Origin of the sequence: Desulfovibrio piger ATCC 29098, assembly GCF_000156375.1 — a bacterium.
In the GTDB taxonomy this organism is placed as follows: domain Bacteria; phylum Desulfobacterota; class Desulfovibrionia; order Desulfovibrionales; family Desulfovibrionaceae; genus Desulfovibrio; species Desulfovibrio piger.
Map to the genome: position 1 here is coordinate 216,076 of NZ_DS996359.1, position 10,035 is coordinate 226,110.

At 66.1% G+C, this 10,035-nt stretch carries 8 protein-coding genes and 1 pseudogene; 3 read left to right on the forward strand and 6 right to left on the reverse strand.

Going from position 1 to position 10,035, the window contains the following annotated elements; genetic code table 11:
• Positions 1-39 precede the first annotated feature (39 nt).
• Positions 40-1,359 carry a homoserine dehydrogenase gene (locus DESPIG_RS07600; protein ID WP_006007046.1) on the reverse strand — a complete coding sequence of 440 codons (1,320 nt, stop codon included), beginning with the start codon at positions 1,357-1,359 and terminating at the stop codon, positions 40-42.
• A gap of 8 nt (positions 1,360-1,367) precedes the next feature.
• Positions 1,368-2,549 (reverse strand): aminotransferase class I/II-fold pyridoxal phosphate-dependent enzyme, encoded by a 1,182-nt coding sequence (locus DESPIG_RS07605; protein WP_006007048.1) that lies wholly within the window; start codon positions 2,547-2,549, stop codon positions 1,368-1,370.
• A 168-nt stretch (positions 2,550-2,717) separates the two neighbouring features.
• Between DESPIG_RS07605 and mtnA the strand changes: the two genes are divergently transcribed.
• The 3 genes from mtnA to DESPIG_RS07620 all read left to right on the forward strand — a co-directional run bounded on the left by mtnA (position 2,718) and on the right by DESPIG_RS07620 (position 6,639).
• Entirely contained in the window at positions 2,718-3,767 is a 1,050-nt protein-coding gene (gene mtnA, locus DESPIG_RS07610) for an S-methyl-5-thioribose-1-phosphate isomerase (RefSeq protein ID WP_006007050.1), read from the forward strand.
• Between the two features lie 59 nt (positions 3,768-3,826).
• Positions 3,827-5,734, forward strand: a complete 1,908-nt coding sequence (locus tag DESPIG_RS07615; protein WP_006007052.1) for a TIGR04326 family surface carbohydrate biosynthesis protein — start codon at positions 3,827-3,829, stop codon at positions 5,732-5,734.
• Between the two features lie 329 nt (positions 5,735-6,063).
• On the forward strand, positions 6,064-6,639 hold the full coding sequence (locus DESPIG_RS07620) for a hypothetical protein (protein WP_246118339.1): 576 nt from the start codon (positions 6,064-6,066) through the stop codon (positions 6,637-6,639).
• 516 nt (positions 6,640-7,155) lie between these two features.
• Here DESPIG_RS07620 and amrA read toward each other — a convergent pair.
• The 4 genes and pseudogenes from amrA to DESPIG_RS07645 all read right to left on the reverse strand — a co-directional run.
• The gene (gene amrA, locus DESPIG_RS07625) at positions 7,156-7,722 is read right to left on the reverse strand and encodes an AmmeMemoRadiSam system protein A (protein ID WP_006007058.1); all 567 of its coding nucleotides are present in this window, start codon (positions 7,720-7,722) and stop codon (positions 7,156-7,158) included.
• A 522-nt stretch (positions 7,723-8,244) separates the two neighbouring features.
• Positions 8,245-8,481, reverse strand: coding sequence for a dissimilatory sulfite reductase D family protein (locus DESPIG_RS14390; RefSeq protein WP_006007064.1), 237 nt, complete (start codon positions 8,479-8,481; stop codon positions 8,245-8,247).
• Positions 8,482-8,541: 60 nt separating this feature from the next.
• The gene (gene dsrB, locus DESPIG_RS07640; protein ID WP_006007066.1) at positions 8,542-9,687 is read right to left on the reverse strand and encodes a dissimilatory-type sulfite reductase subunit beta; all 1,146 of its coding nucleotides are present in this window, start codon (positions 9,685-9,687) and stop codon (positions 8,542-8,544) included.
• Positions 9,688-9,704: 17 nt separating this feature from the next.
• Positions 9,705-10,035: pseudogene (locus DESPIG_RS07645) on the reverse strand (dissimilatory-type sulfite reductase subunit alpha); the annotation flags it as partial.

Here is a 10,035-nt window from a genome sequence, read left to right on the forward strand (position 1 = left end):
TGAGGAGAGGGGTCCCCCTCCCCCAACGGTCCATATCTTCTAGTCCAGCACGCGGAAGTACACGGCAGGCTGGCGCAGCATGCCGGTATCCAGGGTGCGCTGCAGGGCGGTGCTCATGGCTTCCTCGGTGGTCTCATGGGTCATGAAGACCAGCGGCACGCCCTTGCCTTCGTCGGTACGCTGGATGACCTGGGCCATGCTCACGCCCTGGTCGGCCATGCAGCCGGCCAGATCGCGCAGCACGCCGGGCTCGTCCTCGACCATGACGCGCACGTAGTAGCGCGAACGCCATTCCGCGGGCGGCACGATGCTGGCGCGGGGCAGGTCGTCACAGGCGTAGCCGGTGTTGTGCGGGTTCTCGTCACGGGCCACGGCCATGAGGTCGGCCAGCACGGCACCGGCGGTGGGCAGGTCGCCCGCGCCGCGGCCGTGGAAGAAGAGCGAGCCGCAGGCATTGCCGCTGACGCGCACGGCGTTGTACACGCCGCCCACGCGGGCCAGCAGCACGGTATAGGGCACCAGGGCCGGGAACACGCCCGCCTCCAGCCGCACCTTGCCGTCGTCCTGGCCGGGCTCGCGACGTTCGCGCACCTGGGCGATGAGCTTGATGCGGTAGCCGAACTCGCGGGCCAGGGCGATGTCCAAGCTGGACATGCCGCGGATGCCGCGCACGGGCATGGCCGTGTAGGGGTAGTTGACCCCGTAGGCCAGGCGGATGAGCAGGGTCAGCTTGTGGGCCGCATCGTGACCGTCGATGTCCAGGGTGGGATCGGCTTCGGCATAGCCCAGCTGCTGGGCCTGTTTGAGGGCCACATCGAAGTCCAGACCGTTGGAGGTCATCTCGGACAGGATGTAGTTGCTGGTGCCGTTGAGGATGCCCATCAGGGACGAGATGCGGTTGCCGGCCAGGCTGGTGCGCAGGGCCTCCACCACGGGCACGGCGCCGGCAACACTGGCCTCATAGCGCAGGATGCGGCCCTTGCTGGCGGCCTTCTGGAACAGGGCGAGCCCTTCCTCGGCCAGCAGGGCCTTGTTGGCGGTGACGATGTGCTTGCCGGCGTCCAGGGCGCGGTCGATGATGGCGCGCGGGGCGTCGATGCCGCCCATGAGTTCCACCAGCACGTCGATCTCGGGATCGTTGATCAGCTCGTCAGGATCGGTGGTCAGGTCGGCTCCGGGAGGCAGGGGCACGGTGCGCGCCTTCTGGGCATTGCGCACCAGCACCTTCTTGACCTGGATGTCCCGGCCCGTACGCTGACGGATGATGCCGGCGTTCTCTTCCAGCAGGCGGGCAAGACCGCCGCCCACGGTGCCGAACCCGGCCAGACCCACTACCAGAGGCTTGTTGCTTTCGGCCATAGTGTCCCCTAATCGCTGGAGCCGCTGAGCAGGCGGCGGATGTTGCGCACGGCCTGACGGGTGCGGTGGTCGTTCTCGATGAGGGCGAAGCGCACGTACTCGTCACCGTAGGCACCAAAGCCCAGGCCCGGCGAGACGGCCACCTGCGCTTCGGTGAGCAGCAGTTTGGAGAATTCCACGGAACCCATCTTGCGGAACTCTTCGGGGATGCGGGCCCAGACGAACATGGTCGCCTTGGGCGCGGGCACTTCCCAGCCGATGCGGTTGAGGCCGTCGATGAGCCAGTCGCGGCGCTGGCGGTAGATGTCGCAGATCTTGGTGACTTCTTCGTCGCCGCTGCGCATGCCCACGGTGGCCGCGATCTGGATGGGCTGGAAGATGCCGTAGTCCAGGTAGCTCTTGATGCGGCTCAGGGCGTGGATGAGCTTGGGGTTGCCCAGGCAGAAGCCCACGCGCCAGCCGGGCATGGAGTAGCTCTTGGACATGGTGTAGAATTCCACGCCCACGTCCTTGGCGCCCTTGGCCTGCAGGAAGCTGGGGGCCTTGTAGCCGTCGAAGACCAGGTCGGCATAGGCCAGGTCATGGATGACCCAGATGTTGTTCTCCTTGGCGAATTCCACGACCTTTTCGAAGAAGGCCAGGTCGGTCACTTCCGTGGTGGGGTTGTGGGGGTAGCACAGGAAAAGCAGCTTGGGACGGGGCCAGGCCTGCTTGGTGGCGGCGGTCAGGTCCTCGAAGAAGTCACGGCCGGGCCCGATGGGCACGCTGCGCACGTCGGCGCCGGCGATGATGGGCGCATATTTGTGGATGGGATAGGTGGGGTCGGGAGCCAGCACCACGTCACCGGGCGAGAGCATGGCCAGCGAAAGGTGGGCGAGACCTTCCTTGGAACCCATGGTCACGATGGCTTCGGTGTTGGGGTCCAGATCCACGTCATACAGGCGCTTGTAGCGTTCGCACACGGCGTCGCGCAGATGGGGGATGCCGCGGGAGAGCGAATAGCGATGATTCACCGGCTTCTGTGCGGCTTCCACCAGCTTGTCCACGATGTGCGGCGGGGTGGGAATGTCGGGATTTCCCATGCTGAAGTCAACGATATCGATATTCTGGCGACGCAGCTTCATTTTGAGGTCGCCTACCACCGCGAAAACGTAGGGGGGCAGGCGCTGGATGCGCGAGAACTCTTCCATGGGGACGCTTCTCCTGCTGAAGTTCAAAAACTTTAGCCAGATTAGCCAGTGCTTTCGGCATTTGTAAAGCACTTTGCCAAGATAAGGGCTTTGCGCTACCGTGGTCGGTATTGGACAGGCTACGCCATCTCACGGACCCTTTATCGCCCTTCAACCATCGAGGACCGCATGGAACACCATATCCGTTTCGACGCTGACGCCATGACCCTGTATCTGCTGGACCAGCGCGCCCTGCCCGGGCGCGAGGACTACCTGCCCATCCGCACCCTGGACGAGACCATCCGGGCCCTGCAGGTGATGGTGGTGCGCGGCGCTCCGGCCATCGGCGTCACGGCCGGTTTCGGCTGCGTGCTGGCCCTGGAGGAACTGCGCCGCGGCCTGCCCGCCGGTGCCGACTGGCGCACGGCCTATGACCGGGCCCTGGTGCGTCTGGAGGCGGCCCGGCCCACGGCCGTGAACCTGCGCTGGGGCGTGGAGCGCATGCGGGCCCTGTGGCAGGCCCATGCCGGTCTGGAGATGGAAGAGCTCATCCCCGTGCTGCTGGCCGAGGCCGAGACCATGCGCCGCGAGGACGTGGAGATCTGCCGCGAGATCGGCCGCCACGGTGCGTCCTGCATCAACGACGGCGACACCGTCCTCACCCACTGCAATGCCGGGGCCCTGGCCACGGCCGGTTACGGCACGGCCCTGGGCGTCATCCGCGGCGCCCTGGAAGCGGGCAAGAAGGTGCGGGTCATCGCCGACGAGACGCGGCCCTTCCTGCAGGGCGCGCGCCTGACCGCCTGGGAACTGCAGCAGGACGGCATCGACGTGCGCGTGGCCTGCGACAATGCCTGCGCCCTGCTGATGCAGAAGGGCCTGGTGCAGTGCGTGGTGGTGGGTGCCGACCGCATCGCGGCCAACGGTGACGCCGCCAACAAGATCGGCACCTTCGGCGTTGCCCTGCTGGCCAAACATTTCGGCATCCCCTTCTATGTGGCGGCGCCCCTGTCCACCATCGACCCGCGCACGCCCGACGGCGCGCACATCCCCATCGAGGAGCGTCCCGACCGGGAAGTGACCCATGTGGGCGAGACCCGCATCGTCCCCGAAGGGGTGCCGGTCTTCAATTTTGCCTTCGACGTGACGCCCGCTGACTGCATCACGGGCATCATCACGGAAAAGGGCGTCCTGCGCGCGCCCTACGGCCCGGCCATCGCCGCGGCCCTCAAAGACTGAGCCTGCACGGACGGCACCAGCCGTCCGTTTTTTCTTCCCCTGTCCGGAAAGGAGCGCCCATGAAAGAACTGACCTTGCTGGCCGACAGCAGAGCGCCGCTGGCCTTCCATCTGGAGACGTCCGCCGCCGTGGCCCACTGGAACCTGCGGGACGTGCCCGGCGACCATATCTCGCTGCCTGCCCTGTGCGATGCCCGGCTGACGGAGATCCGGCGCGAGCACGCCGCATGGGCCTGCCGGACGGGCCTCAGGCCCGTGGAGGGAGCGCTGCTGCACGAGCATTTCCAGGCCGGGGAAAAGCTGTCCATGTGGTGGTGTTCGCTGCTCTATGAGCGCCATCCCAAGATGACGCCCCTGCTCTACGAGATCTACAAGCTGCGCACCCTGGAGCATCTGCTGGATGAGGGCGGCTTCACGGCCCTGCGCCTGGTGGGCGGCGACGACCGGCTGTGCGAGACCCTGCTGGCGCTCTGCCAGGCCACGGGGCGGCAGTTCGCGGACTACCACGATCCCAAATGCCGTGACGGGCGCCGCCGCAGCCGCCTGCGCCGCATCTACGAGGCCTGTCCCTCCCTGCTGCGCGCGGCCGGGCGCTTCATCCACTGGTGGTTCCGGGTGCGCCTGCCCCTCCGGCCCAGGGGAGGATCCCTGCCCACCCTGCCGCCCGCGCATGTGTCCACGGGCACCATCGCCACCTATTTCCCCAATGTGGACATGGAAGCCGCGGCGGCGGGCCGCTTCCGCTCCCGTTACTGGGAGGGCCTGCACGACGCCCTGTGCGCGGCGGCGGCCAGGACGCCCGTGCGCTGGCTGTTCATCCGCTTCCCTTCGCCGCAGATGGATCTGGGCGACTGCATCAGGATGCGGGACCGCCTGCGCGCTGCACGGCAGGACGGCGTGAGCTTCCACTATCTGGAGGAGTTCCTCACGACCGCCGACCTGCGGGCCGCCTGGAAGCGCTATCTGCGTCTGGCCTGGACCAGCCGCCGTCTGGAGGCATCCATGCGCGAGCTTTGCCGCTTCGAGGGCTCCCGTCTGAACTTCTGGGCCTATATGGCCGATGACTGGGCCGAGACCTTCCGGGGCTGGCGCTGTCTGGAGCGTTGCCTGCAGCAGCGCGGCATCGACAACTATGTGAAGGCCGCCGGGCCCCAGCGCTGGTTCACCTTCCCGCTGGAGAACTGCCCCTGGGAACGCATGCTGACCCATGCCGCCCACACCACGCCCGGCGCGGGCGGGCCTGTGTACGGGGCGCAGCATTCCACCATCCGGCCCACGGACTTCCGCTATTTCGATGATCCGGCCACCTTCACGGACAGCGCCTGCGCGGCCTTCCAGCCCGACCGCATCTGCGCTAACGGACAGGGGGCCCTGCGGCAGTGGCAGGCCGCGGGTGTGCCGCAGGAACGTCTGGAGCTGGTGGAGGCCCTGCGCTACATGTACCTCGTTGATGCCCGCAAGTCCGCCGTACCGCCGCAGGAAGGGCAGACGCATCACCGCCTGCTGGTGGTGACCGGCTTTTTTGCCGACGAGACCGCCGACCATGTGCGCCTGCTGGCCCGGGCCGTGCACGCGGGCCTGCTGGATGGCTGGGAGATCGTGGTCAAGCCGCATCCGTATCTTTCCGTGGAGGCCGACCTGCGTCACGAGCTGGGGGCCCAGGCCGGGCGCCTGCGTTTTGCCGACGGCCCCATCGCCACCCATCTGGTGCCCGGCACCGTGGTCTGGTCGTCGGCTTCCACCACCGTGGTCCTGGAAGCGGCCCTCAAAAAGCTGCCCGTCATGGTCATGCTGCCCTCGGACGGCTTCGACCTCTGCCCCTTGCAGGACGTCCCCGGCCTGCTGCGCACCGGCAGCCTGGACGATGTGAAGCGGGCCCTGGCCCAGGCCGCGCCGCCCGCCCTGCCGGACGACTATCTGGAATTGCAGCCCGAGCTGCCCCGCTGGCGGGCCTTGCTGGAACTGTAGCCGACGGGCAGCTTTGTGCCCAGGGGGCTTTCCCCTGCGCTGTGGAGGTCGCCCGGTGCCTGCCGGACAGGCGCAGGGCGGCCTTTTATTTCGGGGCCCGTCATACGGCCGGCAGACGGGGTGCCTGAAAACACGGGGCTGCGTCTTGCCTGCGGCCGGGGCGTGTGCCTCATGCCGGCCTTTTGGCCTGCCGGATGCCTGCGCCCCGGGGCGGCCGCCCTGCGGGGGCTTGAAAAAACAGGCTCCGCTGGGTAGCGTCAAAAGAGCGGCTGTTCCCGGGAAGGACGCGCCGCGGAGCAGGCCCCGCAGGGGGCGTGCGGGAGGAGGTCATGGTGTTCAGCGAACGGGTCAGGAATTACGGCTCGCGCGGCAAGGGCGTGAGCGCACGTGACAACCATATCATCAAGGGCATGAAGGCCCTGCACCTGCTGGCGGCCCTGGCTTGGGCGGGCGGCGCCTTTTCCATGCAGGCCCTTGGTTTCCTCAAACTGGGCATGGACGATCCGGCGACCGTGAAGCTGGTGGAATACTGCCGCTATATCGTGGATTCCTGGGTGGTCATGCCCGGGCTCATCGGCTGTGTGCTCACCGGCCTGTTCTATTCCATCTTCACCTCGCTGGGCTTCTTCAAATTCGCCTGGGTCACGTTCAAGTGGATCATCAGTTTTTGCGCCGGATTCTGGGGCACCTTCTTCTGGCTGCCCGTGGGTGACCGCTGCATCGAATGGCTCACGCCCATGGGGCTGGACTGGCCCCTGCGCTTCGTGCGCTCCTGCATCCTGCCGGAAGAGCTCTGGGCCAGCCTGGTCCAGGTGGCCATCATCTTCGCCATGGCCCTGATCTCCATCTACCGCCCGCTGACCTGGAAGCTGTACGGCGATCCCATCGTGCCGCCCACGTCGTAGGAGAGATATTTTCGAGGGCAGCCCCGTTGCCTGACGCAGAAAGGGGGCCTTTCTTCCGATTCACGGCCTTTCCCTCATGCATTCCATCAGGCGGGAAGGAGGGGCAGGACGCAGCTGATAAAAGAACAAGGGACGCTCCCGTACGGGGAACGTCCCTTTTGTTTTGGTCAAGTACCCGGAGACAGGAGCCCGGCGGTCAGGCGTGATGCTTTGGGAGCTTGTTTTGTGCCTTTTGGGGTGGGCGAGGTGGGGAAAGGAAGGGTGCCCGTGGAGCATCAGGGAGTCCGCGACCGTGATCTGTTTTACCGGCAGCCACGGAGGCGGGATGCCGCCCCCGGCGGGGATAAAATGAAGAGGGAAGTCCCTCCTGCCGTCTCTGGAGGGGCTTCCCTGAAAATAACATCGTGGGGGGCTTTTTCGGCGACGGTGCACCGGGGAGCGGCTTTTGTCCATGCCCGTCAACACTGGAAGCAGGACATCGCCGGCAAAGGGGAAGCCCTCCCCAGGCTTCTTGTCTCAGGCCTCGAAGACCAGGCTTTCGAACCAGAAGAGCAGGGCCTGCGGATCGCGCCAGCTGCCGGCGGGCAGACCGGCCTTGCGGCAAAGGTGTTCCAGATATTGCCCCAGATCCCAGCCTTGTTCCACGGGCACCTGCGGCAGGAAGACGCCCTGGCGCATGCCCAGGCGCAGCAGCAGGCCGTGGCGGCCGATGACGATCCGCGCCGGGTCCGGGCAGGGGCTCAGGGGGCCCAGCACGGAGATGTGCAGGCTGCAGTGCGGCCATTCCGCCGCATCAAGGGCAGGGAAGCGGGGATCCTCGAAGGCGGCGGCGCGGGCCATGCGCCAGACGTTCCGCCAGAGCGGCTCCCGGCCCACCATATTGCCGATGCAGCCCCGCAGGTCGCCATCCTTGTTCAGGGTCACGAAGGAGCCCAGCGACTGGGCCAAGGTCCCGTCGGCCAGTGCGGACGGCAGGGGCGGCGGGCTGGCCTCCCGGCCCTCGAGGGCCGTGGTGATGCTTTCCCGTGCCAGCCGGGAGAGCCATTGCCGTTCTTCGTCATTGAGGGAAAAGGCGACGCCCATGACAGACCTCCGTAACGGGCGCGCAGGAAGCTGCGCTGTCCCGGTGGGCTCGCGGCCGCCGGATGCTCACCCGGGGAGCGGTGAGGGGCGACAGGTCGCGGCAGTATGTCTTCAGTGTAGGCGGGGCGGGCGGAGGATTCAAGCCGGAGGGGCAGGATGCGGGCAAAAGAGGCGTGCCCGGCGGCCACGGGGACCGGAGCCGGGGGACCGGCGCCCTCATCATGCGCGAGCCCGCTGTTTTTGTCTTTTCGGCGTAAGCGTCCGGTGCCTGTGGCCCTGCAGGGCAGAGAACCGGGGAAGGAGACGCTGCGGAGAGCGCCCTGCCGATACGGCGCGGACAGGGGGCCCCTTCCCTGCGAAAACGGAAATGCCGCGATGGCTCGCGGCATTTCTGTGGGGTAAGGCAGGGCACATGCTCCTGAACGGTATTTGGCGGCATACCGTATGATATCTCGTCCGTCACGGTCCCGACTGCGTGGGGTACGGACTGTTGCCGGTGCGGGAGGCACGACCGCCCGGCAGTTAATCTTCGCCCTCGGTGTGGGCCTGCTTACCGGCGCCCTTGAGGCCGTACATGGTGGTGGAGCCGGAAGACCAGAATTCCAGCACTTCTTCGTTCACCAGTTTGGTGAGGATCTTCTTCACTTCGCGGGGGCCCTTGTCGGGGAACAGCTCCGTGAAGTCCTTGAAATAGAATTTGGACTTGGAAGCGGACTTGCCCTTCAGGAATTCGACGATGATGTCTTTTTCGTCAGCCATGTTTTTTCTCCTGGCCCCGGCGACGCTGCGGAGCGCCGCCGGGGCGTTTTCAAGACCGGCCTAGAACTTGAACTGGGTGCTCTGACGCCAGGTGTAGTACGCCGGGTCGCGGAAGTCGTCGATCAGGTGGTGGGTGAACTTCAGGCCGGTCAGCTTGAAGAAGCTTTCCCAGCCGATGCGTTCGGCCCAGTCGCCCAGACGTTCGTACTTGTTGGCGTTGGCGGCGTAGACTTCGACGATGTGCTTCACCGTCTTGGTCAGGGTGGGCCAGCGCGGCGGTTCGTTGGGGATGTAGCCCACGACCACCTTGGAGAACTTGGGCATGCTGATGCGGTTGGACACCTTGCCGCCCACCATGATGGCGATGCCGTCGCCTTCGTGGTCGGCGATGGGCAGGGCGGGGCACATGGTGTAGCAGTTGCCGCAGTACATGCAGCGGTCCTGCTTGATGGCGATGGAGTTCACCTTCTTGCCGTCATGTTCGACCTTGGTGGGACGGACGGCAGCGGTGGGACAGGCGGCCACGGCCAGCGGGATCTCGCACAGCTGGTCGGCCCATTCGTGGTCGATCATGGGCGGTTTGCGGTGGATGCCCACCAGGCCGATGTCGGAGCAGTGCACGGCGCCGCACATGTTGATGCAGCAGGCCAGGGAGATGCGCACGGGCGCGGGCAGGCGCATGTTCTTGAAGTCCTCGAACATGGCGTCCATGACGCATTTCACGGGGCCGGAAGCGTCGGTGGCGGGGGTGTGGCAGTGCACCCAGCCCTGGGTGTGCACCATGTTGCTGACACCGGCGCCGGTGCCGCCCACGGGGAACTTGAAGGAACCGCCGTCGAACTTGCGGCTGTTGAGCTCGGCGCGCAGGGCCTTCATGGTGTCTTCGTCTTCCACCATGAACTCGATGTTGCTGCGGGTGGTCCAGCGCAGGTAACCGCCGCAGTACTTGTCGGCGATGTCGCACAGTTCGCGGATGTGGGTGATGGACATGGTGCGGGTGCCGCCCACGCGGACGGTGTACACCTTGTCGCCGCCCTCGGCCACGTGCATCAGCACGCCGGGCTCGAGGATCTCGTGGTACAGCCACTTGCCGAAATTCTTTTTGATGACCGGCGGGAAGAACTCATCATACTTGCGGGGACCGATATCGGTGATGCGCCCTTCCATGGGCTTGGCCGGATTGTAGCCGGAAGAAATAAAAGCCATGGTCTTTCTCCCTTACACTAGCGTTGATGGCGTTTGCGGAATTCGGCCAGGTCGCGGTTCCAGCCGCCGGGCACTTCCTCTTCCTTGAAGAAGATGTACGGGTTGGAGCGGGGAGCCGTGACGTGGTACGGAGCGGCCTCGGTGTCGGTGACTTCGAGCAGCTTCTGGAAGGAAAGACGCTTCATGGTCTCGCCCACGCGTTCGCGGTTCTTGCCTTCTTCCATCCACCAGTCCCAGATCTTTTCGATGACTTCCTTGATCTCGGTATACGGCGCTTCACAGGAGATGAAGGGCACCAGCAGCGAACCCATCTGGGCGCCGTCCACCACGGGGGCCTTGGCGCCCACC

Coding starts and splice junctions, on each gene's coding strand:
- DESPIG_RS07620 (WP_246118339.1), top strand. CDS start 6,064: ATGGTGTTCAGCGAACGGGTCAGGAATTACGGCTCGCGCGGCAAGGGC.
- DESPIG_RS14390 (WP_006007064.1), bottom strand. CDS start 8,481: ATGGCTGACGAAAAAGACATCATCGTCGAATTCCTGAAGGGCAAGTCC.
- DESPIG_RS07615 (WP_006007052.1), top strand. CDS start 3,827: ATGAAAGAACTGACCTTGCTGGCCGACAGCAGAGCGCCGCTGGCCTTC.
- dsrB (WP_006007066.1), bottom strand. CDS start 9,687: ATGGCTTTTATTTCTTCCGGCTACAATCCGGCCAAGCCCATGGAAGGG.
- mtnA (WP_006007050.1), top strand. CDS start 2,718: ATGGAACACCATATCCGTTTCGACGCTGACGCCATGACCCTGTATCTG.
- DESPIG_RS07600 (WP_006007046.1), bottom strand. CDS start 1,359: ATGGCCGAAAGCAACAAGCCTCTGGTAGTGGGTCTGGCCGGGTTCGGC.
- DESPIG_RS07605 (WP_006007048.1), bottom strand. CDS start 2,549: ATGGAAGAGTTCTCGCGCATCCAGCGCCTGCCCCCCTACGTTTTCGCG.
- amrA (WP_006007058.1), bottom strand. CDS start 7,722: ATGGGCGTCGCCTTTTCCCTCAATGACGAAGAACGGCAATGGCTCTCC.